The organism is Salinibacterium sp. SWN248, from assembly GCF_015864575.1.
Classification (GTDB): Bacteria; Actinomycetota; Actinomycetes; order Actinomycetales; family Microbacteriaceae; genus Rhodoglobus.
Genome location: NZ_JADYWW010000001.1, coordinates 929,202 through 956,003 on the forward strand (window position 1 = coordinate 929,202; position 26,802 = coordinate 956,003).

Genomic DNA, 26,802 nt, shown 5'->3' on the forward strand with positions numbered 1-26,802 from the left:
GTGACTGCAACTGCCGCTCTGGTGCTTGCGGGGTGTAGCGCGAGTCAAGGCGCTACGACCCTCGACCCCGAAGCGGATGTCACGCTCACGTGGTGGACGGGGCAGACGGATGACGCGCAGAAGACTTTGGAAGCCCTCGCCGCTGAATTTGAAGAGGACCACCCCAACGTGACGATCGATGTGTCGCCGGGCTCGTCCTCAACTGAGGAGCTGCTGCAGAAGCTCTCCGCCGGTTTCGCTGGGAACAGTTACCCCGATATTTCCTATTCTTTCGGAGCCTGGGCGAGTCAGCTCGAAAGCTCCGGCCGCACGCTCGACATTACGGAACAAGTGGCGGATCCTGCTGTCAAGTGGGAGGAGTTCTCCGAGTCAGCGCGTCAAACGACGCAACCGACTGGGGACAAAACGATCGGGTTCCCGGCGATCGTCGATAACCTCTCTCTCATCTATAACGAGACCGTCTTCGATGCCGCTGGCGTCGCCTACCCGACGGACGATTGGTCGTGGGACGACTTCCGCGATGCTGCTGCGAAGCTTACGGATGCTGCGACTGACACCTACGGCTACGCCTATTCGGTGTCTGGTTCAGAAGAGACCACGTGGCAGTTCTGGCCACACCTGTGGCAGGAGGGTGGAGAGATCCTTGGTGATGACGGTCTGGCCGCTTTCGATTCCGACGCGGGAGTTCGTGCTCTCACGCTCTTGCGCGACATGGCGATCGACGACAAGAGCATCTACCTTGACCAAACCGATACTAAGTTCGCGCAGCTCTTTGCGAGCGACCGCATCGGAATGATGACCTCTGGTCCGTGGCAGTTGTACGACCTCACGGTCGCAGCCACCGACTACGGGGTAGTGCAGCTTCCGGGAACAGACGGCGATCACCAGACCGTGTCCGGCCCAGACATCTGGGCTTTGTTTGACCACGATGACAAGAATCGTGAGTACTGGACCTTCGAGTTCACGAACTGGCTCACGTCAGCGGAACAGGATGAACGGTGGAATGTCGCTCTGGGCAACCTCCCGATTCGCTCCTCGGAGATCGACTCTGCGGCATTCGCCGAACAGGTTGAGGCTTACCCCGGACTTGACGTTATGGCCGCGAACAACGACAACGCTCTCCAAGCCCGCCCCACAGTTGAGGGCTACGTCGGCCTGTCGGAATCAATCGGCAACGCCATTTCCGAAGTGCTTCAAGGTAAGGGCGAGCCGAAGACTGCTCTCGAAGAAGCAGCAGCCGACGCCAACGATTCACTCCAGTAGCCAGTCGGAATAGAAGGAAATCATGACAACGAGACCGTTGCTGAAGCCGCCCCTCCGATCCCCAGGTGTGCAGCGCGCGCAGCGGTCTCGTCGTCGTTTTCGTGACGACCTGAGTGGTTGGCTTTTCGTCGCACCAGCGTCAATTCTGGTGCTGGGACTATCGTTCTTTCCCGCCGTCTGGTCGTTTATCCTCTCGCTGCAGGAATGGAATGGCTTCAGCGAACCTGAGTTCGTTGGTCTCGACAACTACTCCGCGCTCATTACGGATGACGACTTCGCTTCAGCGGTAATGCACACCGGTATCTACACGGCACTCTTTGTGCCGATGTCGGTGCTGGCAGGCCTCTTTCTCGCAGTGGCGCTTAACCGCAAGATCCGCTTCATCGGTTTGTACCGCACAGCAATTTTCGTGCCCTTCGTCGCCTCAGCAGCGGCGACCGGAATTCTCTCGACCTACCTGTTCAACCCCCAATTCGGTTTGGTCAACAATGTGCTGCGTGTTCTCGGGCTTCCCGCCCAAGGATGGCTCGAGGACCAGACGCAGGCCATGTTCGTGATCGCGCTGATGTCGTTGTGGGGGCAAGCGGCCTTCACCACGGTGATCTATCTCGCCGCGTTGCAAGACGTGTCTCCCGAGCTTCTTGAAGCCTCTCGGCTCGACGGAGCTAACCCGTGGCAGTCGTTCTGGAGTGTCGTGTGGCCGTCGCTTCGCCCGGTCACCATTTTTGTGACGATCTGGCAAACTATTGGAGCTATCCAGCTCTTTGACCTTGTCTACACGACGACGCGAGGCGGGCCACTCGACGCCACCAAGACGATCGTTTACTACCTCTGGGAACAAGCGTTCCGCCGGCTCGAATTCGGCTACGGCTCAGCAGTGGCGTACGCCCTCTTCGCTCTCACTCTCGTTATCACCATCGGTGTCGTGTTGTATTCGCGTCGCCGAGGACAGGACGCATTCTGATGACCGCCCTTGATTCGCGACCCACCGTCGATGAAGCTGTGCAGACCACGGTCGCCCCGGTTGCTCGCGCTCGAACTCCACGTCGGCGCCGAATGAGCGGATGGCACTTTGTGCTCGCTCCTATTGCCCTGCTCTTTCTCTTGCCATTCGTGCAGATGTTTATGGCATCAGTTTCTCCCGCCAAAGAGTTGGTGAGTTATCCGCCGCCATTCATTCCTTCCCGGATCGACTTCACCGGGTTCATCGCGCTCTTTCAGAACACCGACATCATGCTTTGGCTGCTCAACAGCACCATCGTGTCGGCGACGGCGATCGCTTCCCACCTCGTATTTTGTTCGTTGGCAGGCTACGGCTTCGCGCGCCTGACATTTCGGGGCAGGAACTTCGGAATCTTCGCCATTCTGGGCACCATCATGATCCCCACCCAGCTGCTCATGATCCCGACCTACGTGCTGTTCTCACGGTTAGGTCTCGTCGATGGGCTCGGAGCCGCAATCGTGCCCTGGCTTGCTACCGCGTTCGGGGTGTTTTTGATGCGCCAATTCTTCATGTCGCTTCCACGCGAGCTTGAGGAAGCAGGTCGAATTGATGGAGCGTCTCGATGGCAGATTTTCATTCGCATCATTCTCCCTCTGGCCAAGCCGGCGCTCGCGACGCTCGCGATTTTCACACTGCTGGGATCATGGAACGACTTGGTCTGGCCCCTCATCGCGATTAATAACGACAACGCGTTTACCCTGCAGTTGGGTATCGCCAATTTCCAGGGAACGCGACGCACGCAGTGGAGTCTTCTCATGGCAGCGAATGTGGTCGCCACGATGCCCCTCATCCTGTTCTTCCTGTTTGCTCAGAAACAGTTCATTCAAACCATGACCATGACAGGACTACGCGGATGACCGCTCAATACCCGGTGCTCGTTGTCGGCGACGCGAATGTTGATCTTGTCGTGCGCGGCGATGTTGTTCCCCGATTCGGGCAGGTCGAGCAGCTTCTGGAGCACGCTAACCTCGTGCTCGGCGGCAGCGCGTGCATCATGGCGTCTGGCCTCGCTCAGCTGGGGGTTCCCACGTCTGTTGTCGCAGTGATCGGTGACGATGAATTCGGCGGGATCATGCGCGACTCATTGGCTTCCGCCGGGGTCGATGTCTCTGCGTTGCACGTTGACCCACAGGTTCCGACCGGCATCTCGGTGATCCTTTCGACAGCGGATGACCGTGCGATTCTTACTCTGCCGGGAACGGTGCCACTGCTCACGAGCGCTCACGTGCTCGCTGCTGTGGAGTCTTCTCAGGCCCACTGGGTGCACTTTGCTTCGCCCTTCTTGATGCCGGAGTTCACCGCGGGGCTCCCGGCGTTGTTGGCGGAGCTCAAAGTGCAGGGTATTCGTACCAGCCTCGACACCAATTGGGACCCGGCCGACGAGTGGGCAGGACTGGGTGAAGTGCTTCCGCTGATCGATGTGCTGCTGCCCAATCGGGCTGAACTCGATGCCATCACTGCCGCGGTGGGGGAGATCGAATGTCGCGTCGTGGTGAAGGATGGCGCAGCGGGCGGATGGTCGAGATCACCGGACGGTACGACGGTGCGGGCTCCGGGCATCCACCTCGATGTCGTGGACACCACGGGCGCCGGCGACAGTTTCGATGCTGGCTACCTCGCTGCGGTCGCCCACGGAGTCGCCGACGAACAAACCCGCGTTCGCTGGGCGGCGGTGGCAGGCTCGCTGTCGACGCGCGCCTCTGGCGGCACCGGTGCGCAGGCGACTCTAGCTCAACTGCGAGAGCACCTGACGTGATCACGGTTCTACTGCTGAGCCCTTCCCTCGACGTCACGTACCTCGTCAATGAGGTGGGCGTCGGAGAGATTCACCGGCCTCACACCGTGCTGCGTTCCCCCGGGGGTAAAGGTCTGAACCTCGCGCGGGCTGCTCACCGCCTGGGGGTGAGTGCATCCGTAGTGATGCCGTCGGGCGGTCACATCGGTGCGCTTGTTTCTGAACTTGCCGCCGCCGAGGGGGTGACCGTGACCACCGTTCCCGTCAGGGAGCAGACCCGCAGCTGCGTGACCGCCATCGACGGGTTGGGGCTCACAGAGTTTTACGAACCGGCGCCTGACCTCAGCGCCACCGAACAGTCACAACTGTGTGCCGCGCTCGCCGCCGAGCCGGCTGGAGGGTGGACGGCGCTCTCGGGCAGCATCCCCGCCGCGGTTGACACGCAGCTGCTTATCGGTGCTCTCGCAGCGCGGGCGGCCCAGGGCGATTCCATCGCGATCGACACGCACGGCCCCGTGCTGGGGCTTCTTGCCTCAGAGCTTAAGCCGGCGCTCGTCAAAGTCAACCGGCACGAAGCCGCCGAACTGCTCGGCGCCGACGCCAGCGCTGCCACTCTCGCCGCGCAACTTCGCACGATCACGGGCGGCACCGTTATCGTGACCGACGGCGTGGCCGGCTCAGTGGGAATCGATGGCACGGGCACGTGGAGTGCACGACTGGATGCCCCCGCCGGGCGTTACCCGGTCGGTAGCGGCGACAGCTACCTCGCCGGCATACTCGCCACTCTCTCTAGAGGTGGCTCGCTGGCTGCCGCCCTTGCCATCGCGTCCGGGGCAGCATCCGCTAATGCCGCGGTTGCGGGTGCCGCCACCTTTGATCCGGCTCTGGCAGCACATTTGGCCGAACGCGTCGTAATCAACTCCGCCTGACGCTTCGTCGGGGGTGATCCAAAGCGGTGAACACGACGGTCGCCCGTTTAGCGTTTAATGGAGTCGGCAGTTGTAGGTGGCCGATCAGCGTATGGGCCCGATTCGAACGGAAGACGATGACCGCAGTAAAGCTTGATGGTGTTGCTACAGCAACCGCAGTGAAGAATGAACTGCGCATTCGCGTTGACGCGCTCAAGGCTCGCGGCATCACTCCGGGCCTCGGCACCCTTCTCGTGGGCGACGACCCCGGAAGCCGTTCCTATGTCGCAGGCAAGCACCGCGACTGTGCCGAAGTGGGCATCGAATCTATTCGCGTCGATCTGCCGGCCACGGCATCCGCTGACGAAGTTCGGGATGCCATTGTGGCGTTGAACGAAAACCCTGCCGTCACCGGTTACATCATTCAGCTGCCGCTGCCCGCCGGTCTCGATGAGAACGCGATGCTCGAACTTATGGACCCTGCCAAAGATGCGGATGGGCTGCACCCCACCAACCTGGGTCGTCTCGTGCTTGGCGTGGGCACGAAGCTCGATTCGCCGCTGCCCTGCACCCCGGCCGGAATCGTCGAAATGCTCGAGCGCTACGACGTTCCCATCGCGGGTAAGCATGTTGTCGTTGTCGGTCGCGGCCTCACTGTCGGTCGCCCCATTGGCCTGCTCCTCACCCGCAAGGGACTGGATGCCACCGTCACTCTCACCCATTCCCGCACGACCCGGCTGGAGACTCACGTTCGCCAGGCGGACATCGTGGTTGCCGCCGTCGGCTCTGCTGGCCTTATTCGCCCCGAGTGGATCAAGCCCGGAGCAGCCGTTCTCGACGTCGGAATCACCCGCGTGATCGACGAAGAAACCGGCAAAGGCCGCCTCGTCGGAGATGTTGACCCTGGCGTTGCGGAAGTCGCCGGCTACCTCTCGCCCATGCCCGGTGGCGTTGGCCCGATGACTCGCGCGATGCTCGTGAAGAACGTCGTCGACGCGGCCGAACGGCTCTGACGGTGGCAGCGAAGAGGTCGGCGCCGACCGAGGGTGGCGCCGCCAAGCGCACCCCGCGCAAGCGTCGCTTTCCGTGGGCTCAGGTCTGGGTCTGGACCGGCACTATCGTGGCGATCGGATTCGCTGTCGCGCTCGTGCTCAAAATCGTGAGCGAATAGGGCCTAGCGAATAGCCGCTGGCACAGAGCGCCTAGCGAAGAGTAGCTCCGCGGTTCCCGCTAGCGGTCGCGCAGCGCTCCGAGTGAGGGCAGTACCTCGGTGACGGTCGGCTGGCCCAGGGCATGCTCGGCGAACGCGCCATCGAGAGCAACGCGCACTCGCGATGCGGTGTCGGTGTCGACAAGGGCGACGGCGACTCCGCTAAACGGGCGGCCGAGCATCCGCGCGCCAAGTGCTCCGGATGCCAGAGCAGTTTCCACGGCGAGGTCGACCTCGGTGGTGGAGATTCCGTAGTCGTCGCGCAGGCTCGCCTGCGACGCATCGAGCAGGGCGCCCAGCAGGCGAGGCGTCTCGTCACGGATGGCGAGAGCCGCGTCGCGGACCCGCTGGTTTTCAGTGATGGTGTGGAGGGTGCGACGCACTTCGTCGTCCGCGACCACTGTGTCGAGTTCGTCGGCGGTGGGCGCATCGGTGTCGATCACCAGCAGCTCGAGCCCCGCGGTTTTCCAGTCGAGGGGGAGTGGCTCGGGGCGGGTTTCACCTTCGAGCCGTACGAGGGCGTGGTCGTCGAGCGCAAAGACGCTCGCGGCAACGTCGGGGTGCTCGGGCAGGTGAGCGATGTGTTCGCCCAGACTCCACAAATCGGTGAGCGCGAGCGCAAGCGCGGCCTCCAGCGCCGACGACGACCCCATGCCCGCACCCACAGGAATGGTGGTGTCGATGAACACGTCGACACCACTCAGGGCGCTCGAATCAGCGGATGACGCCATCACTTCCTGCACAATAGCCAGCGCACTGCGGCTCCAGCCTTCTACCGCGGTCGTCGCTAGCTCGTCGAGTTCCACCGTGACCATTTCGTCAACGAGGGCACTCGCGATGCGCACGGTGCGGTCAGGGCTGGGGCCGGCGGCGAGCACGGTGCGGCGGTTGATCGCGATGGCGAGTTCGGCATCCGTGTCAGGGCTATCGGGGGTGCCGAGCAGGGTGAGGCGACCCGGCGCCGACCAGACGCCAGCGGCGGGACGACCGAACACGGCCTCGAAGTCGTTGAGAACGTCATCGCGAATATCTGACATGAGTGCTTCCTTCGTTGTTGCGTCTGCGCCGGTAGGCTGTTGCGGTGAGCACGCCTACAGGAACCCAGTACATCATCACTCGCGCCACTGAGCAGGGCGAAGCGCGAGCGACCATCACTGAACTTGCCGCATCGTTGCGTGAGTTCAGCATCGGTGGTGTCGATCTTGTGGAGTCCTACGCCGAGACTGCGATGCCTCCCTTCGCGGATGGCATCGTGTTGGTGCCGTGGCCGAACCGCATCGAAGATGGCACGTGGATGCTCGACGGTGAGCCACAGGATCTCGACATCACCGAGCGCGACCGTAACAACTCCATCCACGGACTGCTGCGCAACACGGGGTATTCACTCATTGAGCGCACAGAGGGTTCGGTCACTCTCGGCGCCACGATCTTCCCGCAGCACGGCTATCCCTTCCACGTGCACACCACGGTGCGCTACGAACTCGTCGAGGGCGGACTGCGCGTCAGCCACACCGCCACCAACCTGTCGGATGCCGCAGCGCCGTACGCGCTCGGAACGCACCCCTTCTTCAAGATCGGTGACACTCCCATCGCGGAGCTGACTCTCACGATGACCGCCGCCACTCGCTTCGAGTCGAATGAGCGCCTCATCCCGACGGCAGAGGTAGCCGTGCCCGGAACGGACTTTGACCTCAGCGTTGGCCGCCCCGTCGGTGAACTTGATCTCGATATGGCGTTCGCTGGCGTCGAAGTCGTCGATGGAGTCGCGGCTCGACTCACCGCTCCCGATGGCCGCGAAGTGCGCGTGACGGTCGACGAGAAGTTCGACTTCGTTCAGCTCTTCACTCCCCGCAACTTCCCGACCCTCGTAGGCATCGGCCAGGTCGTCGCAATCGAGCCCATGACGGCGGCGCCTAACGCTTTCAACACCGGCCGCGGACTGCTGTGGCTCGAGCCCGGTTCCCCGTTCTCGGCGACGTGGGGAGTCGAGTTCTCCGCATGACCCAGCCCGACGTGAGTTCAGCACCCCGAGCCCGCGATGTGCGCCGGTGGCGCCGGTATCTGGCCGCCGAACGCGCCGAAGCTGCCGTCTATCGGGATCTGGCATCCCGTCGCACCGGCGAAGAGCGCGAGATCCTTTTGGCGCTCGCCGCCGCCGAAAAACGACACGAAAACCACTGGCTGGTCTTGCTGGGGGAGCACGCCGGTCGACCGCTCCCCACCGATCCGCGCACCCGGATGCTCGGCTTCTTGGCCCGCCGCTTCGGCTCTGTCTTTGTGCTCGCCCTTGCCCAGCGTGCCGAATCACGGTCGCCTTATCTGGATGACGCCGACGCGACCGATACGATGGCCGCCGACGAAGCCGTGCATGAGGAAGTGGTTCGCGCTCTCGCTACCCGTGGGCGCCAACGGCTCTCGGGAACGTTCCGCGCCGCCGTGTTCGGAGCAAACGACGGGCTCGTCTCCAACCTCGCCCTCGTGCTCGGCATGAGTGCTGCCGGCCTTCCCAACGCTGTCGTGCTGCTCTCCGGAGTCGCCGGTCTTCTTGCCGGTGCACTCTCGATGGCTGCCGGCGAATACGTTTCGGTGCGATCGCAACTCGAACTCGAACAAGCCGCAGCGCACGGACCCGTCGCCACCGACTCCGTCACCCACCTCGACGTCGACGAAAACGAACTCGCCCTCGTCTACCGGGCGCGCGGAATGTCCGCTCAGGAGGCCGAGCTGCACGCCGCCGAAGTACTCGCGGGGCGCACGACGGAAGCCGCGACCGCAACACCAGAACACAACCCGATCGGTTCGGCGCTGGGAGCTGCGGCATCCAGCTTCTGCTTCTTTGCGTCAGGCGCGGTTATTCCAGTACTGCCGTATTTGTTCGGGGCAGAAGGGTTCGCCGCCGTCGTGATCGCGTCGCTGCTGGTCGGTATCGCGCTGCTCGTCACCGGCTCCATCGTCGGCCTGCTTTCCGGAGCCTCGCCCCTCAAGCGGGCCCTGCGCCAACTCGCGATTGGCTACGGAGCCGCTACCGCAACGTATCTTCTAGGGCTACTATTCGGGGTAAGTCTCGGCTAAAACCCGGAGGTCGCAATGGCTGCAGCACTCATCGTTGTCGATGTACAGCAAGGGTTTGATGATGTCGTCTACTGGGGGCCGCGCAATAATGCCGACTGCGAATCCAATATCGGGGTGCTGATCGGGCACTGGCGCCGCGAAGGCTGGCCCATTGTGTATGTGCGGCACGATTCCAACGACGACACGTCGCCGCTGCATCCAAGCTCGCCAGGCAATGCCTTCAAGGAGTTGCTCTCGGGCACCCCCGATCTGCTCGTCACCAAGAGCGTGAACTCGAGTTTTCATGGCAGCCCCGACCTCGACGAGTGGCTGAAAGCATCCGTAATCGATTCGATTGTGGTGTGTGGCATCACCACCAATCACTGCTGCGAAACGACCGCGCGGGTCGGTGGCAATCTCGGCTACGACGTTACTTTTGTGCTGGATGCCACCCACACGTTCGATCGCGAGGGGCCGTTTGGCGAAGAAGTCACCGCCGATGAGCTCTCGCGCATTACCGGAGTGAACCTGCATGACGAATTCGCTCAGGTGGTGTTGACCCGCGACCTCGTGGGAGGAAACGCGGGATTCAGTGGAGTCGTGATCTAGAGCAGGGTGCTATTTCGACCAATCGCGAACCAGATCAGTGGCCCGAGGAATGGTGCGACCAGAATCACGATGAGCCACAGGAGTTTGGTATTCGTGGGCATGGTGGAGCGGTAAATCTGCAGCAACGCTACGGCGATCAGGGCCACATAGGCGACGATCGCCATAATACCGATCACGTTCCACAAGATAACTTCAGACATGAAAGCCTCCCGATAGGCTGTTCGACCGCGTGGAGCGGGTACGTCAACTGTAGCGAGCATCGCTCATTAATCAAGGCAGTGGTGAGCGTAGGGTTGGCGGCATGTAGTTCGGCGTCGCCGGGCGCAATCCGACGGATTCTCAGCGGGTCAGGCTACTCTCAGAGAAGCTAAAGGCACACCGATTTTCGGTCGCTTGGCAGCTCACTCACGCTATAACGACGGGGCCCCCATGATTGACCATGTTTCTTCTCCTGCGGTAATGAACCGCGACGATGTTGTACTGCACGATGGACTCCTCGCGCTCAGCAATGACACTCTGACACCGCGCGAAGCGGTGCGAGATGACCTGCTGTTTATTCGCGGCATTCTTGATGACGCTGAGATCCCGTTTCTGCTCGTGCGCGGCGACGGGGAGACCCCGGTTGTTGCCGTCGATTGGAAGGATCGCAAGGCGCTGAAGAACGCTTTGGTCACGGCCTGCCAGAACGAGCCCTTCTATGTGAAGCCGGCGCGCATCAAGGAGAACGGCAAGCCTGTTGCTTCGGATGAGCGCGATAGCCCCGTGTTGGTCGCCGATGGTGTGCTGGTCTCGTCGATCAAGGCAAAAGCGATGATGCTGTTTCGGCCTCGCGTTGAGCCCGCGGGTCGCCTGCGTTTCGATGCGCCATTCGGTGTGCGCCTTGAGCTGTGGGAGCACGTGCGCAACGAGGTTGTCGCGCCGAACCCGAACGCCCTCATGCGCCGCTGGGTTCCGCGCAGTGAAGCCATCGACGACACCGTTGAGTTCTATGGGCAGTCGTGGCCGACGCTGAAGGGCATGTTCGAGCCACTGGCCAGCGACATCCAGTTCGACATCGACATTGTGTTCTCGTGGGTTGATGGTGCCGCGGTCGAGTGGCAAAAGGCGAGAGCTGCCCGCATGGCGAACTTCATTGTGGGCGAGGGCGACGACTCTGAGGCGCGCTACCGGCAGTTGGATGAGCTCAAGTACGCGCTTCGTTCCGTGCACTTGTTCGCGCCGTGGATCCGCAACATCTACATCGCAACCGACTCTCCGCGACCGGCTTGGTTGGCCGAGCATCCGCGGGTCACGTTGATGCGCAGCGAAGACTTCTTCGCGAACCACGACGACCTGCCAACGCACAACTCGCATGCGGTCGAGAGCCAGCTGCACAACATCCCGGGCCTCAGCGAACATTTCTTGTATTCCAACGACGACATGTTCTTCGGTCGCTCGGTAAGCCCCTCGGCGTTCTTCACCCCTGGCGGCATCTCGAAGTTCATCGAGGCACGCACCCGCATCGGTTTGGGCGAGAGCAGCATTGAGCGCTCCGGCTTCGAGAACGCGGCGCGGGTGAACCGTCGACTACTTCAAGAGAAGTTCGGCGCGACGATCACTCGTCACCTGGAGCACGCGGCGACCCCGCTGCGCGTTTCGGTGATGAAAGAGCTCGAGCAGACCTTTCCAGAAGACTTCAAGCGCACGAGTGCGAGCGCCTTCCGTCAGGCCACCGATGTGTCTGTCACGAACTCGCTGTACCACTACTACGCACTGCTGAGCGGCAAGGCAATGATTCAGGCGGATGCCAAAGTCAAGTACGTCGATACGACGTCGCTTGAGGGGTTGCGCAAGATGCGCTCGCTGCTGCGCAAGCGCACGAGCGACTTCTTCTGTCTCAATGACGGCAGCTTCCCGGAGATTTCGGTCGAGGATCGTGCAGCCGCAGTCGGCTCATTCCTTGATGAGTACTACCCGGTTGCAGCGCCGTGGGAGTTGCCAGAGCCTGAGTAGCGGCTAGCCGCTAGCGGTCGCAGCGTAGTGTTCTACGCTGCGATGGTGATTGCTGAGACCGGGTGTGTGGCGACGTCACCCTGAGCGTCATCGGCGACGTTGCTGGGCGCTGCGTCAGCGGTGCTGTCGGCGGGGCTGCTGGCCGTCACGTGCGGGTTCACTGCGGGGGCGATCGTGATGCCCTCCTTGACCAGAATCGCAGCGGTCTCTTCTGGCGTCACATAGGCGAGACTGCCGTAGTCGCCGAGCGGAACGACCGAGTGCAAGACGGTGTCGTCATACACGTGCACCAGGTTGAACGACTGGGCGCCATCGCGGCCACGGCTGCCGCCAACGGCCACGTTGAGGTCTTGCGTGTAACAGGTTGCCGAGGCAACAGACACGGGGATGCCGGCGAAGGTTGCCGCCGTGGAGTAGTGCAGGTGGCCTGCGATGATGCTGCGGATGTCGCTGCCGCGAATCACAGCGGCCAGTTCTTTCTGGCCACGTAATTCGACGGTCACCGCAAGGTCAAGCACGGCGGGTACCGGCGGGTGGTGCATGGCGAGAATGGTGCCGTGGGGTGCCGGGGTGGCAAGCACATTCTGCAACCACAGCAGCTGGGCATCCGTCACATGGCCGTAGTGGTGGTCGAGAACGGTGGAATCAAGCGAGATGACGCGAAGCCCATTGATGTCGATGACTCGGTCGATCGGGTCTTCAGAGGCGGCCTCATCGAGCAGGTGTGAGTTGAACGCAGAACGGTTGTCGTGGTTGCCCATGACCCACACCACACGAGCGCCGAGGCGTTCTGCTGCAGGTTCGACGATTTCGCGAATAGCGCGGTAGGCCACCGGGTCGCCCTTGTCGGCGATGTCGCCGGTGAAGACAATTGCTTCCGGACGGGAGTTGGATGCCTCGAGTTCGGCAAACAATTGCCGTAGTTTGACCTCGCTGTCGAGGGAGTCGTAGAGCTTCCCCCCGTTTGCCAAGAAGTGAGTGTCACTCAGATGCAAAACGAAATGGTCGGGCCGTGGATACTGCGACGCGTAGCCGGTCATAGAGGTAGTCCAACACTTCAACATGGATGCGAGGTGAACATACTGCGGCAAGTTGCAGCGCGGTACAAGGGTTTAGGCGGGTCGCGCCGCGGTTTGTGGCCCGGTTTGGGGGCATACATCCGCTTGCGGCGGAATGTTAGTCTCTGGAGCTCATCCGGAACTCAGGGGCATCAGCAGTCTCTTTAAACTCTAGAACCTCTACATTGTGTTCTTTGAGAACGTCGAGTACGGCTGAGGGTTTGACTCTGAAAAACTCCCGGCGCAAATTCACTTTGTTCACGCGCTGCTCGGCGAACTCTCGATGTAGCATCGCCTCGATATCAATTGCGTCGTTCGCGAAGAAAAGCGCGTGAACGTCGAACTTGAATGGAACGGATGCGTCGCCGAGTTCATTGACCCGGTCCATCGGTTCTAAGCGGCGCGTCATTCCGATTTTGACCATGTGTTCACCAAACGCCCCGACGTTGGAAATTACGTAGACGTACCCTGCCCGTATATTGGCTGCTCGATAGTCGACGTCTTCGATAGCTTTCTCGACGTCTGCGAGTAGCGCTCGCATTCTTTCCACCCCTTCAAGATCGCCCTTGCTTTCGAGAGCTGCAATTGTCGTGAGGTAATGAGACTTCTGTTTGTCGAGTCTTTCCTGCTCACGCTTCAGTTCGGCCTCGGCCTTACGCTGCTCCGCGAGTTCAGCGCGACGGCTCCGTTCGGCTTCCTTCTCTGCTTGAAGAGCTTGCAAATGGCGCGAAGCGAGTTCGAGTTCTTTCAACCGGAGAGAGTGAAACAGCTCTGAGACACGAAGGTCGATCATCGTCCCCTGACGCGCGATCTGTTCTTTCACCTTGGAAAGCCGCTCTTGGGCTACTTTCAAGTTTCCCGCGCGCACGGTTTTGATCGCGTTCTCAGACTCTGCGTTGTACGCCCGTAGGAGGATGCTCGACATGTCCTTGACGAACTTCTTGCCTTTGCTCGCGGAATTGTTGAAAGTAAAACTAGTTGTCGCGGTTACAGCGGTACGTTGCTGCACCATACTTTTGATCTCGCTGCGGAGGGCCACAAGCTCGGTGTTGAGAGAAACCGAATTCTCTGCCGGGTGCTCAAAGTCAAAGAGACCAAGCTCTTGAAGGTCGTGTGCCGCGCGAACATCGAGAACTAGTGCTTTGGCCGCAGCAACTTCGTTCTCGCGTGCCAGAAGCTCGACCTCAACGCCACGAAGCCGCTCTTCGGCCCCGAATATTTTGTTCTGGATTGCTACTTTGAGCGCATCAATTTCCGCCACCTCAAGCAAGCCGTGGTCGGCGACCAGTTTCGAGAGGCGTTGGTTTTCATCTTGAAGCTTTTTGGCCGTTTTTAGGGCATTGAAGACATTGATTTTGGTTTCGCTGGTCTGTTGGACTTGTTCCGCCTGATGCAGTGCTGGGGCGGTCTCCACGCGAGGTGCAGCTGCCGCGGTTTGAAATCTCTTTAGATCCGCGCCTTGAGGCTCTGCGAATTCATCACGCCACGCTGTGCCGTCCCACCATTGCATCCGTACAGAGCCATCGTGAGCGGGATACCAACCTGCAGGAACTGTCATGCGCTTATGTTCGCATAACTGAGCAGATCTCCGCACCAAGTGGGTGATTCTGAGGCACGCGTTTCAATCAGCCTGACCCTTCGACGCATACTCAGCAGAACCCAACCCAGAGGGCGTCGCGAGCCCGGGTGGTGGCGACATAACGTTCGCGCAGATCTCGGGCCACTCGTTCGTCATCGGCAGTCTTCGGAACCTTCGGAGTCCAGGGCAGCATCACGAGTTTGAACTCGAGCCCCTTTGCCCGGTTGATCGTGCCAACTTTCACTGCGTCTGTGGAGATACCGACGTAATCCATGAGACTCATAGACTTCAACCCTGCTGCGGTAAGCAGCCGTCGGGCGGTATCTACCTGCCGGTTCGTATCGCACAGGATTGCAATGTCACCGATGGCGCACTCGCCCACACCGACGGCATCCCGAATGTGGGCAACCATCGCAGCGTCATGTTCGTCGGTGGAAGTGAAGGTCGCCGAGACTGGTGCTGATCCGTGCCGACCGGTTGCGTTTACTGAGTTGCGGTGCAGCTCGCTACCAGCGGTGGCGGTTTCGTCAGCGTTACGAGCCCGGCTGCGACCAGGGGCGACGGAGGGCGCATCATCGATGTCGGCAAACTCATTGTCGGCAATGAAGGTAGAGGCGAACTCTTGAATCTCTATGGTGTTGCGGTAGTTGCGGTCGAGAACGACACCTCGCCCCGCGAGCGAGATCCCGGCTTCGCTGAGAACGTAGCCGCCCGGATAGATGCTCTGCTGGCCGTCTCCGATGAGCGTGAAACCGTCGGGGCCATCCCCGACAAGCGAATGCAGCATCCGCACCATGGAGAGCGAGAGGTCTTGAGCTTCGTCGACAACCACGGCGGCATAGCCGGTTAGCGGGCGCTCGCGAAGGGCTTTCTCTGCCAAAAGGATTTGATCCTTGAAATCATGGATGCCCTCAGCCCGCATGAGCCGTTCGTAACTCTCGAAGAGTGCCCAGACTGCGCGGCGGTCCTCAACGTTGAGCGGGATCATCCGCCCCGGTCGCGAGCAGTCTGCGTACTGTTCGAATGAGACAAGACCCCGCCCCTTGATGACTGAGTCGACCTCCTCTTTCCAGTACTCGAAACCGGCGATGGGTGCTCTCGCCATCAGGCGTGCGCGAGCAGGTTCATCGAGGCCGAACCACGCTTTTTTGAGGAGCACGCCCGAACGGCGGGAGTCAATCTTGAGTCGGATCCCGCGCTCAGAGAGAGCTCGTGAGGCAAAAGAGTTCACACCGACGAAGTCGACACGCTCAGCAGCTTCTGGCGCCAATCGTGCCAGTAGGTTGCTCATCACTGCGGGCAGCGTTTTGACGAACGTGGTGAAGAGGATGCGGCCATGCGGATGCATGCGTGCGAGGTAGGCTGCGCGATGCAGGCCCACGACAGTCTTTCCGGTGCCGGCGCTTCCCCGGATGCGGGAAGGGCCGTTGAAGCTTCGGCGCACCAAGTTCGCTTGCGTTGGGTGGAGGAACGTCATCCAGTCTTCGACAGGGGCAGCAAGTTCTGCGGCACCGAGCGCTTCCATCACTTCGGCCTCGCTGAGGAGCTCGCCATCGTTGAGCGCGTGATTGGGCAGCTCATGCAAGGTTGGCTCGGGCACGACCGTATGTGCTTGTTCGATTTGCGGTCCCGAATAGGCGGGGAAGTACTGCATTGCCGCCAGCAACACACGCTCGACCTGGGAGGGAGTTAGTCTTCGCCCGCGGGCCGCAAGATGCTTGTGAACATCGACCTCGCCGACGACCTCGATAGGGCCGACTTCTCCGAGGCGACCTTTGTGGCCGTGCATGACAAGAGCAACACGTACCTCGCCGGGAGCGAGCCCCACTTCCGCCAGCGCGGATTCGGCAGAGTTCGCTACATCCGCCAATCGCAGCACCTCGTCGGTGACATCAGCTTGCTCTCGGAACATTGCCCCACCCGCAACGCTGAAATCGTTCCAGTGCTTCGAGTCGATAATCCACACGCCCGACGGGCCAACAACAACCAAATCGATCTGTGCGCTGCGGGAACCAGGCCACTTGCGGTCAGCGAGAAGGTAATAACCGTGCGCCGTGAGCGGCGAGAGTCTTGTAGCGAGTTGACGCTCGGCGACAGCTGCCGCAGCGTAGCGGCCAGCCTCATCCGCGGCGCGTGCCGCTTCCTGGGCATAGCTCGACGCAAGCGCACCAAGCCGCTGCGCCTGCTGTTCGGCAGACGATCCCGCTGACATCCTGATCCCCCTATCGGATGATCATATTCTGGCAGGAATTCTCAACTATGGATGCCCCGCAACGTGGGGTGCGCTGAGGTGGCGTTCGCCAGCTGAGCGCTAGTTACGCCAGCTGTGCTGCGGCACCCAGCCGAGCAACCGCTCGGCCTTCGCGATCGACGTCAGCGAAGTGTTGACGCCGAGCTCGCCGCGAACCTCTACGCCGGGGAACACCTCAGCCACGAGCTCCGCATTTGGTCGTGACATGACGGTGTCGGCGGCGAAGATGTTGAAAACGTCATAGCCGGGGCGGGAGGTTTCCAGTGCCACACGGATGGCGTTGGCGCCGTCGCGGGCATCGATGTAACCCCAGAGGTTCCACGACCGCTGTCGGGCATCCGCATCGAAGCTCGGGAATTCGGCGTAGTCGGCAGGGTCCATCACGTTGGAGAAACGCAGCGCGGTGATGGTCAGCGTGGGATCCCAGCGCACAAACTTTTGCGCCATCTCTTCCTCAAGATGCTTCACCATTGAGTAGGTCGACTCGGGGCGCGTCTCGTATTCCTCATCGAGCGGAATGTAGGGCGGGGGAGTCTCGAACGGCAGCCCGAGCACCGTCTCGCTCGAGGCATACGCGATTGTCTTGATGCCGAGTCGCTTGCACGCCTGAAACACATTGAACGTGGCATTCATGTTGTTCTGAAAAGTGGCCACATCGGACCAGAGCCCTGGCGCAGGGATCGCACCGAGGTGAGCGACAGCATCCACGCCGTCGTGGCGGTCGTTCACGCCGGCGAGAGCATCGACGACCTGGCCATAGTCGGTGAGGTCAACGTAGGTGAACTGGGTGCGGTCGGGGCCAGCCATATCGAGCACAATCACCGTGTGACCAGCCGCACGCAAGCCTGCGACAGCCGCCCGCCCGAGCTTGCCGTTTCCACCGGTGACGGCGATACGAAGGGGAGTGAATGTCATGGCTAGCTCCTTTGCTTGGCACGATAGTGAATCGTTTTAGATGACCGGGAGCAATGCTAGCTCTGTGCATGCTGACGCGCCTAGGCCGCGCCAAAAAACTCGTAGTCCGCAACGAGCTCGGCCAGCAGTGCGGGTGGCAGCTCCGAGAATTGTGCTGCGCCACCGCTGCCGCGCGGAGTGATCCGGCGAATGGTGAGCGCCCCGAGCTCGATAGGGATGTTCGTTTCCGGCAAGCTGCTTCCCGAAAACGACAGCACGCCTTCCAACCCGACGGTATCGAACCGCTTCACGTATTCGAAGAAGCTCACGTCGTCGCCCGTCTCCCCACGGTTCCATTCCCTCGCTTTCGCTCGCGAGCGGAGTCGGAACGATTCACTCTCCGTCCCGTCGAGGTTGTCGCGCCGTGATTCCGTTCCTGTGGTGGCAATCGGGGTTGCGCCAAATTGGTCAAAGCCGAGCCCCAAGGGGGCTGCACTCGCGCGCCAGGCCTCAATCACGGAGGTGTCGAGCGTTGTCGGGTGCGCAACGCTCACGCGGGCATCCGGGGTCACTTCGACAGGCGAGCCATCAACGGTTCGTAGGGTGCCGTCGAGATCAGGGCGAACTGTGATGCCATCGATGTGCCAGACCAACGCCGCAACGAGAACGCCCATGATCGGATGCTCGAGCAGCCGTTCGCGCCACTCAGCGCCAGTCCACTCCCGTCGTACGCACATCGCGTCGTAAAGCCGTCGGCGTTGGATTGTGACGACCGCGGTGAGCTCCTTCTTGTTGGTGGCCAAGTGGGTTTTCGCTGCCGCAGCAGATTCGTCAGCCTTGCGCGGGGCGGGGAGTGCCTTGATCAGTTCGCCCTCAGCAGTTTCGAGACTGAGTTTGAGAGAGGTGCCGAAGCGCGCCACAAACGAGCGCGGCCCATAGTCGAGCGCGAACGTGCGTGAACTGTCGAGACCGGCGGTCGGGATCATCCGATCGGCAAGTTCGTCTGTCGACCACCCGCGGGCCTCGGCGATCGCATCGACAAGCTCGCCAGCCCGCTTTTGGATGCCGGCGGTGCGATACCGCCGTGCCGTCGCGACGAGGAGCTGTGTCGGTTCTGGATCGCCCGAGAGCGACAAGACCACGAGGAGTGCGTCGATCTGCGCCCGCTTCAAATGCTTACGTCTCATGTACTGCCGCACGATTTCGGCAAGCTCGGCGCCTGGAACGTGGCTGCAGAGGGAGAGGATGCCACGGTGTGCTGTCGCGGTTGGCACCTTGCCATATTCCCGCAAACGTTCCCGTTCGAAATAGTCCAACTCTCTTGAGTTCGCGAGAGAAAACTCCGGTGGCAAATCTGCATCCACGATGTCGAAGAACAGCAGAGTTTCGCGCGTAATTTCCGGATCATCTAGAGCGAGTGCCTTCACGATGCCTGAATAGCGGATAGCAGCTGTGAACGCTTTCTCCATGGAGACGGCGTCGTCTTTCGTCGCGTCGCGTGCGATCCACGTCGTCAGCACGAAGCGGCCGAGTGCACTGGCGCTCGCCGCAGTGAGCGTACGCAGGTATAGCGGCAGCAGACCCGCACCGGCAGGGTCTTTCAGCGTGAAGCCGAGAACGATCCACCAGCGCAGAACGTCGGAGGGCACCTCAACGCCGTCCGCGTAGGCGGCCGTCGGCAGGTCGGCGAAGGGAAACCACTCCATCTCCTTGGGCAGGCCCTTAGCGAGTCCCTTGGCTGCCTCGGACGCAAGAGCAGATGGCTGCAGATAAACCCCGATGTTTCGCCCTAGTCGCTCAAGCGCGGCGATGATCGTTGCGCGAACTGTCGGGACTGTTTCTTGTTCGAGTTGCTGAGCGAGTGCATCAACCGCCCAGTCGCCGCCGAGCGATCCCACCCAGACCACTGCTGCGGTGCGAATTTCGGTGTTGCCGACGCGGAGAGACTCCTCGGCGATGCGCTCCGCCAGGCCGTGCTTCTCCAGCACCCGCTGAGCCGCTGCGCGATTCGACTTTGCAGTGCCGATTGCGAGGTCAGTAACAAGGGGTAAGTAGCGCGCAGCGAGACGGGGAGATGCTTCCAGAATCGGAAGCACATCGGCGCGCAAATCGTTGCCGGACCAGTGGCCTTCGATCTCACCGAATTCAAGACCCAGAACCACATCAAATAGGTGGGGGTTCTCCGCCATGAAGCCCACAAGTTGGGCGGGCAACAGCGATGGTCCGCTGAAATAGTCGGTGAGCGCTGAACCGAAGATATGGATGTTGGCGTTGCTGACCGTCGACCCCGATTGGATGAGCGCGTGTGCGATCGAACGAGCGTCGATCTCCCGATCGCTATCGCTGGCTCCACGTCCCCAGTAGGAGGTTCCTGATTGCCGTACCCAGTTGACAGGGGCGAAGCCCACGAGGCGATGGCTTACGTGATTCAGCGGGTATAACAGAGTGCGCTCGAGTGCCTCGCCTCCGTAGGAGAGGTAGTTGACGATTTGGGGTAGCGCTTTCAGCGTCGCGTCTGCCTCAACGACGTGCTGCTCATAGGACTCAACTAAGTTGCCTGTGGCGTTGCCCGGGTATTTCTTGAGAAAATCCTCTCGTTCTTTCTTTGCCGATTCGACCAGGCGGCTCTGTCGTGCGCGGTAGTCCGTGACAGTCGTGCGTATCGATTCGACAGCGGCGTCGTCGAGCACATTCTCGGCGAGTGGCACCATCGCGGGTACCGCAATGTGCTCCGGGGCTCCATACAGCTCGTAAATAGCGAGGCGTTGAATCGCCCGATCGATCTCTACCGTGCCCTTCGTGCCTCGTGCAAGCGCGCGCTCAAGTACACCGATGGCAGCCGGGATATCTGGCACGTTCTCCAGTGCGTAGATGACCCTTTCGCGATGGGCTGCAGACCCCGTTTCGAGAAGAGTTTCGAGAACGGCGAGTTGGCGGGCAGGGGCGATTCCGCGTAGAACGGCCAGTGCAGGCATCCGCAATTTCTTATCGCCGTGAATGGCGAGGGCTGCGATGAGCTCCCCATGCATCTCTGCAAGCGGGGGATGGCTCGCGGCGATTCTGACTAACTCGAAGAGCGCTCCGTACGTGAATTTGGGGAGCAAGTCTTCAAGCGCGTCGGCGTTCGTGACGAGAAACTCAGCCATGCCGGGAATCGCTCGAAGTCCGGTGGCTCGATAGCGAGCGTAATCGTCTGCAGTGCCGATTAGTTCGGCGATCAACGTTCGGGGGAGATCATTCTCGTTCACCTGCTCAAGTCGCATGAGCGCGGCGATTCTTTCAGTCGTTATCGACGTGAACGGAATGTCGGCAAACCTCCGCCGTCCGTTGCGGCTGAAAGCAGACAAGGCATCCATGACGAGCGCCCACACAGAGTTGGGCATCGCGCCAGGAGTGCTGAGGGGCTCGACTCGTGCCGCCGAGAGAAAACGACCCCACCGCACGAGAGTCTCATCGTCGGCTCGCTCAATGGACTCCAGCTGAAGGTAGAAGTCCGTGCGGGTAAGGGTGTCGATGCTGCAAAACGCGGCACGGTCGTTCTTGCTGAGCCGCGACGGATAATCCTGATTGCTGCCGTCGAAGACGTAGTCGAGAATGTCGTGACGCAGCACAACATCCAATTCCGCCAAAGAATCTGCGAGCAGAGTGCGGGGGTCGCTGGATGTCATGTGGTTCCTCACCGGGACGCGAACACGGGGTGAGTGAACCTCACAATGAAATGCTACGGGGCTGGATGCTACCGCGCTGTCCCCACATAGGGGCGCGTTGAGCGCGACGTTAGCAGTGCCTCGGCAGCACTCGCGGTGAGCGTCCTAGCCGCGCAGGGGGAACTCGGCGAGTTCCGTCTCCCACGCCGCGACCGCCTGCTTGAGGTCACTCGGCGCGATCGTGAGGTCCATGAAGAATTCCATCTCGCTCGTCACGCTCGGCGGTTGTGACTCAAGCCAGAGGAACACGCGGAGCACGACGGCAGAGGGATCCCAACTCACGAGACCAAACCCGAGGTTCGGTTCGACGTGAGAAATGGTGGGCTGCAGCGCGCCCGCCCCGCTCAGCTCTATTGGCTCAACAAGTCCGCGGGCGGCACGCGTCAGCCACGTGCCTAGGTTGAGCGCTTCCTCGACGAGCAAGCAGGGCTCGAGAAAGTTCCATTCTTCGGTGCCGCAGCGCGCACGCCCGTCGATCAACAGCCAGTTGGCGTCGTAGGGATCGACCCGTACATCCTCAAACTGGTACGCCATCGGCTCGATGCTGAGGTAGTTCGTTCCGCCAGCGTCCCATAACTCCATGGTGAGGAGCCTAATCGCGGCACGCTCCTGAATGCGGAGAACAACCGCACGCCGGAGAAGAACCGCAATCAGCTACTTCGAAGGCGAAGAAAAATGTGGGCCCGCCGGGACTCGAACCCGGGACCCGCGGATTAAAAGTCCGATGCTCTACCAACTGAGCTACAAGCCCTACACGTTAAGCGTACCGTGAACTTATGGCAGATAACTTCCATAAGCCCACTCAATACTCTGGAGATAAGTTTGACACATTCGAAGGCGGTCAAGATCCAGCCCAAATAATGCGCGCGGCCCATGACACGGCCCATGCACTCATCGATGGTGCTCGCAATTCGGATGACCCTGCCGTAGTCGACCGAATCGTCGCGTACACCGACAAGCACGGCATTGATGCGCTCGCCGAGCTCTGGTCGCGATCGAGCGCCAGCAGCCTTCCGGGCGCACTCTGGCGCATCTATCTGCTGCGTGCTGTCATCCAGCAGGATGCGGTGGGCACGAGCCTTCTCTTCCAGCGGGGTATCGAGACTCTTCCCACTATCGATGCCGCTGTGACCGGTGCCGTGAATCCGACCGGGCCTCACGAGATCAAGGAGCTTGCGGACCAGATTCTGCGCGGGCTCTTCCACGGCGACTTTGGGGTCGCCCTCGATCGGGCGGCATCCTTCAGTCGCATTTTGGCATCAGGCGCGACGAGCGTTGCGGATGATCAGGAGCTCCTCAATCCCGAGCGTGCGAGTGAGCTCACCACTCGAGCCGCTCGCTACTCGCTCACGGCTCAAGAGTTCACGGCGTGCGCGAAACTGTTCCGCGCAGGTTCGCTCGACTAGTTCACTCCGGCCTGGTGCAGCTTCTCGAGCCGCTTCGCTCGGGCCGCGCCCGATACCTGCACGGTGACGACGATGATCAGCGCAAAGATGAACACTGCTGAAGCGAGAACATTCGCCTCAGCAGGGATTCCTCGCGCCGCCGATACCCAGATGTACTTGGGGAAGGTCGACACAGCGCCGGAGTTGAAGTTCGTGATGATGAAGTCGTCAAAAGACAGAGCGAACGACAGCAGGGCTGCGGCGAGAATACCCGGGAGCAACAGCGGGAACGTGATGCGCAGGAATACCTGAAGCGCTGAGCCGTAGAGGTCGCGGCCGGCTTCTTCGAGCGCCGGGTCCAAGCTGGCAACGCGGGCCTTTACCGCGACGACCACGAAGCTGATGCAGAACATCGTGTGGGCCAAAATGATGGTCAGCATGTCCTTCGGAACACCGATCGACAGGAACTGGGCAGCAAGCCCGGCACCTAATACAACTTCCGGGGTGGCCATCGGCAAGAACAGGAACAGGCTCAATTGCGAGCGGAACTTGAACCGATAGCGCACCATCGCTATTGCGATCATGGTCCCGAGGGTGGTCGCCAGCACCGTTGCTACGACACCGATGAAGATGCTGTTGCCGAAGGCCTCGCACACGGCGCCGTTTTGCACGTTGCAGACGTTGAGCCACTTGTCGAAAGTGAAGCCGCGCCACGTGATGTTTGACTTGAGCGAATCGTTGAAACTGTAGACGAAGGTGTAGCCGATCGGAATCATAAGGATCAGCAGCGCGAGGGCGCTGTAGGCGGGCAATACCCATTTGCTGATGGAGTGTTTCACAGCAGGTCCTCCGTTCCCGACTTTTTCACGTAGATGCTCACCATCACGAGAATCGCTGACATCAGAATGATGGAGAGAGCTGCTCCCGCCGGAAAGTTTTGCAGCACGAGAAAGTTCGCCTCGATCACATTGCCCATCATTTGGGTTCCGGTGCCACCGAGAAACTCTCGGCTCGCATTGATGTAGTCACCCGCGGCCGGGATGAACGTGAGCAGGGTGCCTGCCACGATGCCCGGCATGGACAGCGGGATGGTTACCTTGCGGAAAACGTGGAACGGGCTGGCATAAAGGTCGCTGCCTGCTTCGAGGTAGCGCACGTCGAGCCGTTCCAGAGTCGTGTACAACGGCAACGTCATGAACGGGATGAAGTTGTAGGTGAGACCGAAGATCACTGAGAACGCCGTACCGGTGACGTGAGCATCCGGCGCGAGTAGTGACACCGCTTTGAGCGATGTCACGAGGAACGACTCATCGGCGAAAATTTGCTTCCAGGCGAGAGTGCGCAGCAGAAAGCTGATGAAAAACGGAGCGACGACCATGACCAGAGCGAGGCTCTGCAACAGCGGCCAGCGTCGAGCCTTGACCCCGATGAAGTAGGCCAAGGGATAGCTAATAATCAGGGCGAAGAACGTAGCCGTAATCGCGTAGCCGAAGGAACGAAGAATGTGCGGCCAGTACGCGGTGATGACGTCGGTGTAGTTCTCCCAACGGAACGCATAACTGAACTCGCCAATATCTCCGAACTCTGCCGGCACCTTGAACGAGGTCAATAGCAGCGACACTAAAGGCGCGAGAAAGAAAAGAACGAGATACAGGATGCCCGGAAGAAGCAGCAGCAGCGCTACCGGGCTCTTCTTCTTGACGCTGTCAGAAGAAGTCGGAGCAGCTGTCGTAGAGAAGGCCGCGAAAGCCATCGCTACGCACCCTCGAGGTGGCGCTGCGCGGCAATCGAGCGAGTGTCGAAGTCAGCCTCGAACCGCGGAGCATCCGCAGGATCGTCGTCAAGGCCAAAACCGTGGCCAACGCCCCAGCTGACCCACACTCCATCTCCGAACTTGACGTCAGAGCCGAAGGTCATGTTTTGCGCGAACACGATGAGCGTGCCTGCGCCGGGGACCTCAACCAAATACTGAGTGCTCACACCGCTGAACGAGACATCCGTGACGCGACCGGGGCCCATCACGTTGACATCAGCGTCATGGATGGGCTTTGCGGAGTGCAAGGTCAACTTCTCGGGGCGCACGCCGATCGTGATTTCACCGGTCGTGCGATGCGCTCGGGTGGCGGGCACGACAATTTTGTGACCCGCGACATCCACTGCCACACCCGCGCTTGTCGTGCTCACAACGGGGCCGGTGAACAGATTGGACTGCCCTAGGAAGTTCGCCACAAACGCTGTCCTGGGCAATTCATAGAGCTCTTGAGGGGCGCCCATCTGCTCTATGCGGCCCTTGTTCATCACGGCGATCGTGTCGGCCATAGTCATGGCCTCTTCTTGATCGTGGGTCACGTGCAGGAAGGTAAGGCCGACATCCTCTTGGATGGTTTTGAGCTCAAGCTGCATTTGGCGACGCAACTTGAGGTCGAGCGCACCCAGCGGTTCATCGAGCAGAAGCAGTGCCGGCCGATTGACGATGGCACGTGCCAGCGCAACACGCTGCTGCTGCCCTCCGGAGAGTTGCTGAGGTCGCCGACTAGCGAGGTGATCGAGTTCCACCAGTCGCAGCACTTCGTGCGCTTTGCCCAGAGGGTCGGTCATCTTGCGGCGGCGCAACCCAAAAGCGACATTCTCGAGCACGGTCATGTGCGGGAATAGCGCGTAGCTCTGAAACACCGTGTTGACGGGTCGCTGGAACGACTTCTGGTTGGTCACATCGGTGCCACCGACCAAGATCCGTCCGGCGGTGGGAGCCTCGAGGCCAGCGACGAGTCGCAGCGTCGTTGTCTTGCCGCAGCCAGACGGTCCGAGCAGTGCAAAGAATGACCCTGCGGGGATGGTGAGATTGAGTTCTTCAATCGCGGTGAAGCCGGGGAAACGTTTATGGATTCCCACCAACTCAAGGTCGGCGCCACTCTCCGCAAAGGTGTCTGTCGTCATTAAGCTGCCCCGAGCACGACGCTCTGGAAAGCGGTGTTGTACTTCTGCTCTTCAGAACTGTCGAGCTCACGGAACACGAACGCTTTCGACAGCATCTCGTCGTCGGGGAAAATCAGCTTGTTCTCGGCGAGTTCAGGATCGATAGCCATCATCGCTTCTTTCGCGCCGACCACGGGCGTGATGTAGTTCACGTAGGCGGCAACCTCGGCGGCGACCTCGGGGTCGTAGTAGTAGTTGATCATTTCTTCCACGTTCGACTTCGCGCCACTGCCAATCGGCACCATGAAGTTGTCGTTCCACAGGGTTCCGCCAGCATCGGGAACGATGAACTCCCACTTGTTTCCGTTTTCGGCATTCAGCTGCACGATGTCGCCCGACCACACAATTGCAGCCACGGTATCGCCGTTGACGAGGTCCTCTTTGTACGAGTTGCCCTTGATGTTTCGAATCTGGCCATCGGCGACTTGCTTCGAGAACTCGTCGATCGCTGCGTTGAACTCGTCGTCGCCCCAGTCTCCAGCGATATCGACGCCCTGGGCGAGCATGATCAGGCCCATGGTGTCGCGCATCTCCGAGAGCACTCCGACGCGGCCCTTGAGGTCGGCCTTCCAGAGGTCCTGAACGGATTCGATTCCGCCGGGCAGTAGTTCCTTGTTCCAGCAAATGCCTGCGAAGCCGCCCTGCCACGGGATGCTCAATTCGCGACCCGGATCAAAGTCGACATTTTGCAGCGACGGCAACAGGTTGTCGACGTTCGGCATCTTGCTGCGGTCAAGCTTCTGCGCGTAGCCAAAGCGAATGAGGCGAGTGGCCATCCAGTCCGTGAGGCAAACGACGTCAGCGCCAATATCTCTGCCGAGCGAGAGCTGGTCTTTGACCTTGGCGTAGTAGGTGTTGTTGTCGTCAACAGCTTCGGTGTATTCGACCGTGATGCCGGTCTGAGCTTCGAAGGCGTCGATGGTGGGGTAGTTGCCTGCGTCATCGACGTCGACATACAGCGCCCAGTTGTCCCAACGGACGAGCTTGTCGGTGGCGCTGGTGTCTGGGGCTGCGGTCAATTCAGCAGGGCCGGTCGAGCAGGCAGAGAGTGCAAGCCCGGTCGCGCCAGCAGCGGCGCCAGTCAGCAACGCACGTCGATTCATGGTGGCGCTCTGGGCCTTGCGGACCAGCTCACGGATGATCGGATCAGCAGGTAAAGGCTTGGACTTCATGACAAGTTC

24 protein-coding genes and 1 tRNA gene are annotated in these 26,802 nt (G+C 60.8%); 12 read left to right on the top strand and 13 right to left on the bottom strand.

The annotated features are described in order from the left end of the window. The 7 genes from I6E73_RS04345 to I6E73_RS04375 all read left to right on the top strand — a co-directional run bounded on the left by I6E73_RS04345 (position 1) and on the right by I6E73_RS04375 (position 6,080). A complete protein-coding gene (locus tag I6E73_RS04345; RefSeq protein ID WP_307784219.1) occupies positions 1–1,263 on the top strand; it encodes an ABC transporter substrate-binding protein in 1,263 nt (420 codons plus the stop codon). A gap of 22 nt (positions 1,264–1,285) precedes the next feature. Continuing rightward, the gene (locus tag I6E73_RS04350; RefSeq protein WP_197123385.1) at positions 1,286–2,227 is read left to right on the top strand and encodes a carbohydrate ABC transporter permease; all 942 of its coding nucleotides are present in this window, start codon (positions 1,286–1,288) and stop codon (positions 2,225–2,227) included. Next, on the top strand, positions 2,227–3,123 hold the full coding sequence (locus I6E73_RS04355) for a carbohydrate ABC transporter permease (RefSeq protein ID WP_197123387.1): 897 nt from the start codon (positions 2,227–2,229) through the stop codon (positions 3,121–3,123). Before I6E73_RS04350 ends, I6E73_RS04355 begins: the two co-directional genes overlap by 1 nt. Then, on the top strand, positions 3,120–4,022 hold the full coding sequence (locus I6E73_RS04360) for a carbohydrate kinase family protein (protein ID WP_197123389.1): 903 nt from the start codon (positions 3,120–3,122) through the stop codon (positions 4,020–4,022). The genes I6E73_RS04355 and I6E73_RS04360 overlap by 4 nt, the downstream gene beginning before the upstream one ends. After that, complete coding sequence (locus I6E73_RS04365) at positions 4,019–4,930, top strand: PfkB family carbohydrate kinase (RefSeq protein WP_197123391.1); 912 nt, start codon at positions 4,019–4,021, stop codon at positions 4,928–4,930. The genes I6E73_RS04360 and I6E73_RS04365 overlap by 4 nt, the downstream gene beginning before the upstream one ends. A 116-nt stretch (positions 4,931–5,046) precedes the next feature. Continuing rightward, positions 5,047–5,922, top strand: coding sequence for a bifunctional methylenetetrahydrofolate dehydrogenase/methenyltetrahydrofolate cyclohydrolase (locus I6E73_RS04370; protein ID WP_197123393.1), 876 nt, complete (start codon positions 5,047–5,049; stop codon positions 5,920–5,922). Between the two features lie 2 nt (positions 5,923–5,924). Beyond that, on the top strand, positions 5,925–6,080 hold the full coding sequence (locus I6E73_RS04375) for a hypothetical protein (protein WP_197123395.1): 156 nt from the start codon (positions 5,925–5,927) through the stop codon (positions 6,078–6,080). A 59-nt stretch (positions 6,081–6,139) separates the two neighbouring features. On the opposite strand, the gene I6E73_RS04380 is transcribed toward I6E73_RS04375, so the two are convergent. Beyond that, a complete protein-coding gene (locus tag I6E73_RS04380; protein WP_197123397.1) occupies positions 6,140–7,156 on the bottom strand; it encodes a galactokinase family protein in 1,017 nt (338 codons plus the stop codon). 44 nt (positions 7,157–7,200) lie between these two features. Between I6E73_RS04380 and I6E73_RS04385 the strand changes: the two genes are divergently transcribed. Genes I6E73_RS04385 through I6E73_RS04395 form a run of 3 tightly spaced genes read left to right on the top strand, consistent with a single transcriptional unit; the run spans position 7,201 to position 9,779 of the window. After that, positions 7,201–8,121, top strand: coding sequence for an aldose 1-epimerase family protein (locus tag I6E73_RS04385; RefSeq protein ID WP_307784220.1), 921 nt, complete (start codon positions 7,201–7,203; stop codon positions 8,119–8,121). Next, the gene (locus I6E73_RS04390; RefSeq protein ID WP_197123399.1) at positions 8,118–9,191 is read left to right on the top strand and encodes a VIT1/CCC1 family protein; all 1,074 of its coding nucleotides are present in this window, start codon (positions 8,118–8,120) and stop codon (positions 9,189–9,191) included. The genes I6E73_RS04385 and I6E73_RS04390 overlap by 4 nt, the downstream gene beginning before the upstream one ends. Before the next feature lie 15 nt (positions 9,192–9,206). After that, positions 9,207–9,779, top strand: a complete 573-nt coding sequence (locus I6E73_RS04395) for a cysteine hydrolase family protein (RefSeq protein WP_197123401.1) — start codon at positions 9,207–9,209, stop codon at positions 9,777–9,779. Here I6E73_RS04395 and I6E73_RS04400 read toward each other — a convergent pair. Further along, the gene (locus tag I6E73_RS04400) at positions 9,776–9,979 is read right to left on the bottom strand and encodes a PLDc N-terminal domain-containing protein (RefSeq protein ID WP_197123403.1); all 204 of its coding nucleotides are present in this window, start codon (positions 9,977–9,979) and stop codon (positions 9,776–9,778) included. The two genes, I6E73_RS04395 and I6E73_RS04400, sit on opposite strands and share 4 nt — an antisense overlap. A gap of 259 nt (positions 9,980–10,238) precedes the next feature. Between I6E73_RS04400 and I6E73_RS04405 the strand changes: the two genes are divergently transcribed. Beyond that, positions 10,239–11,771, top strand: a complete 1,533-nt coding sequence (locus tag I6E73_RS04405; RefSeq protein WP_231600547.1) for a stealth family protein — start codon at positions 10,239–10,241, stop codon at positions 11,769–11,771. Between the two features lie 32 nt (positions 11,772–11,803). Here the strand turns inward: I6E73_RS04405 and I6E73_RS04410 are convergent, their stop codons facing one another. The 7 genes from I6E73_RS04410 to I6E73_RS04440 form a co-directional block, all read right to left on the bottom strand. Next, positions 11,804–12,811: a phosphodiesterase gene (locus I6E73_RS04410; protein ID WP_197123405.1), complete on the bottom strand. Its 1,008-nt coding sequence runs from the start codon at positions 12,809–12,811 to the stop codon at positions 11,804–11,806. Between the two features lie 136 nt (positions 12,812–12,947). Further along, the gene (locus I6E73_RS04415) at positions 12,948–14,387 is read right to left on the bottom strand and encodes a DUF4041 domain-containing protein (RefSeq protein WP_231600549.1); all 1,440 of its coding nucleotides are present in this window, start codon (positions 14,385–14,387) and stop codon (positions 12,948–12,950) included. Positions 14,388–14,478: 91 nt separating this feature from the next. Next, positions 14,479–16,620 carry a nuclease-related domain-containing DEAD/DEAH box helicase gene (locus I6E73_RS04420; protein WP_197123407.1) on the bottom strand — a complete coding sequence of 714 codons (2,142 nt, stop codon included), beginning with the start codon at positions 16,618–16,620 and terminating at the stop codon, positions 14,479–14,481. Positions 16,621–16,719: 99 nt separating this feature from the next. After that, positions 16,720–17,574, bottom strand: a complete 855-nt coding sequence (locus I6E73_RS04425; protein ID WP_197123409.1) for an NAD(P)-dependent oxidoreductase — start codon at positions 17,572–17,574, stop codon at positions 16,720–16,722. A gap of 80 nt (positions 17,575–17,654) precedes the next feature. Then, on the bottom strand, positions 17,655–21,221 hold the full coding sequence (locus I6E73_RS04430) for a DUF4132 domain-containing protein (protein ID WP_197123411.1): 3,567 nt from the start codon (positions 21,219–21,221) through the stop codon (positions 17,655–17,657). A 144-nt stretch (positions 21,222–21,365) separates the two neighbouring features. Next, positions 21,366–21,842: a hypothetical protein gene (locus I6E73_RS04435; RefSeq protein ID WP_197106338.1), complete on the bottom strand. Its 477-nt coding sequence runs from the start codon at positions 21,840–21,842 to the stop codon at positions 21,366–21,368. Between the two features lie 96 nt (positions 21,843–21,938). Continuing rightward, positions 21,939–22,011 (bottom strand) — tRNA-Lys (locus I6E73_RS04440). Positions 22,012–22,036: 25 nt separating this feature from the next. Here I6E73_RS04440 and I6E73_RS04445 point away from each other — a divergent pair. Next, complete coding sequence (locus tag I6E73_RS04445) at positions 22,037–22,666, top strand: DNA-directed RNA polymerase subunit beta (RefSeq protein WP_197123413.1); 630 nt, start codon at positions 22,037–22,039, stop codon at positions 22,664–22,666. Here the strand turns inward: I6E73_RS04445 and I6E73_RS04450 are convergent. The 4 genes from I6E73_RS04450 to I6E73_RS04465 are packed head-to-tail and all read right to left on the bottom strand — an operon-like array spanning position 22,663 to position 26,793. Next, entirely contained in the window at positions 22,663–23,484 is an 822-nt protein-coding gene (locus I6E73_RS04450) for an ABC transporter permease (protein WP_197106336.1), read from the bottom strand. The genes I6E73_RS04445 and I6E73_RS04450 overlap by 4 nt on opposite strands. Continuing rightward, complete coding sequence (locus tag I6E73_RS04455) at positions 23,481–24,398, bottom strand: ABC transporter permease (RefSeq protein ID WP_197123415.1); 918 nt, start codon at positions 24,396–24,398, stop codon at positions 23,481–23,483. Before I6E73_RS04455 ends, I6E73_RS04450 begins: the two co-directional genes overlap by 4 nt. Positions 24,399–24,400: 2 nt before the next feature. Beyond that, positions 24,401–25,582, bottom strand: coding sequence for an ABC transporter ATP-binding protein (locus I6E73_RS04460; RefSeq protein ID WP_197123417.1), 1,182 nt, complete (start codon positions 25,580–25,582; stop codon positions 24,401–24,403). Beyond that, on the bottom strand, positions 25,582–26,793 hold the full coding sequence (locus I6E73_RS04465; protein WP_197123419.1) for a PotD/PotF family extracellular solute-binding protein: 1,212 nt from the start codon (positions 26,791–26,793) through the stop codon (positions 25,582–25,584). The genes I6E73_RS04460 and I6E73_RS04465 overlap by 1 nt, the downstream gene beginning before the upstream one ends. Positions 26,794–26,802 lie beyond the last annotated feature (9 nt).

What these genes read in the sequence shown, in the direction of transcription:
- I6E73_RS04350 (WP_197123385.1), top strand. Translation starts at nt 1,286, where the DNA reads ATGACAACGAGACCGTTGCTGAAGCCGCCCCTCCGATCCCCAGGTGTG.
- I6E73_RS04355 (WP_197123387.1), top strand. Translation starts at nt 2,227, where the DNA reads ATGACCGCCCTTGATTCGCGACCCACCGTCGATGAAGCTGTGCAGACC.
- I6E73_RS04360 (WP_197123389.1), top strand. Translation starts at nt 3,120, where the DNA reads ATGACCGCTCAATACCCGGTGCTCGTTGTCGGCGACGCGAATGTTGAT.
- I6E73_RS04370 (WP_197123393.1), top strand. Translation starts at nt 5,047, where the DNA reads ATGACCGCAGTAAAGCTTGATGGTGTTGCTACAGCAACCGCAGTGAAG.
- I6E73_RS04380 (WP_197123397.1), bottom strand. Translation starts at nt 7,156, where the DNA reads ATGTCAGATATTCGCGATGACGTTCTCAACGACTTCGAGGCCGTGTTC.
- I6E73_RS04390 (WP_197123399.1), top strand. Translation starts at nt 8,118, where the DNA reads ATGACCCAGCCCGACGTGAGTTCAGCACCCCGAGCCCGCGATGTGCGC.
- I6E73_RS04395 (WP_197123401.1), top strand. Translation starts at nt 9,207, where the DNA reads ATGGCTGCAGCACTCATCGTTGTCGATGTACAGCAAGGGTTTGATGAT.
- I6E73_RS04400 (WP_197123403.1), bottom strand. Translation starts at nt 9,979, where the DNA reads ATGTCTGAAGTTATCTTGTGGAACGTGATCGGTATTATGGCGATCGTC.
- I6E73_RS04405 (WP_231600547.1), top strand. Translation starts at nt 10,239, where the DNA reads ATGAACCGCGACGATGTTGTACTGCACGATGGACTCCTCGCGCTCAGC.
- I6E73_RS04410 (WP_197123405.1), bottom strand. Translation starts at nt 12,811, where the DNA reads ATGACCGGCTACGCGTCGCAGTATCCACGGCCCGACCATTTCGTTTTG.
- I6E73_RS04415 (WP_231600549.1), bottom strand. Translation starts at nt 14,387, where the DNA reads ATGACAGTTCCTGCAGGTTGGTATCCCGCTCACGATGGCTCTGTACGG.
- I6E73_RS04420 (WP_197123407.1), bottom strand. Translation starts at nt 16,620, where the DNA reads ATGTCAGCGGGATCGTCTGCCGAACAGCAGGCGCAGCGGCTTGGTGCG.
- I6E73_RS04425 (WP_197123409.1), bottom strand. Translation starts at nt 17,574, where the DNA reads ATGACATTCACTCCCCTTCGTATCGCCGTCACCGGTGGAAACGGCAAG.
- I6E73_RS04430 (WP_197123411.1), bottom strand. Translation starts at nt 21,221, where the DNA reads ATGACATCCAGCGACCCCCGCACTCTGCTCGCAGATTCTTTGGCGGAA.
- I6E73_RS04435 (WP_197106338.1), bottom strand. Translation starts at nt 21,842, where the DNA reads ATGGAGTTATGGGACGCTGGCGGAACGAACTACCTCAGCATCGAGCCG.
- I6E73_RS04445 (WP_197123413.1), top strand. Translation starts at nt 22,037, where the DNA reads ATGGCAGATAACTTCCATAAGCCCACTCAATACTCTGGAGATAAGTTT.
- I6E73_RS04455 (WP_197123415.1), bottom strand. Translation starts at nt 24,398, where the DNA reads ATGGCTTTCGCGGCCTTCTCTACGACAGCTGCTCCGACTTCTTCTGAC.
- I6E73_RS04460 (WP_197123417.1), bottom strand. Translation starts at nt 25,582, where the DNA reads ATGACGACAGACACCTTTGCGGAGAGTGGCGCCGACCTTGAGTTGGTG.
- I6E73_RS04465 (WP_197123419.1), bottom strand. Translation starts at nt 26,793, where the DNA reads ATGAAGTCCAAGCCTTTACCTGCTGATCCGATCATCCGTGAGCTGGTC.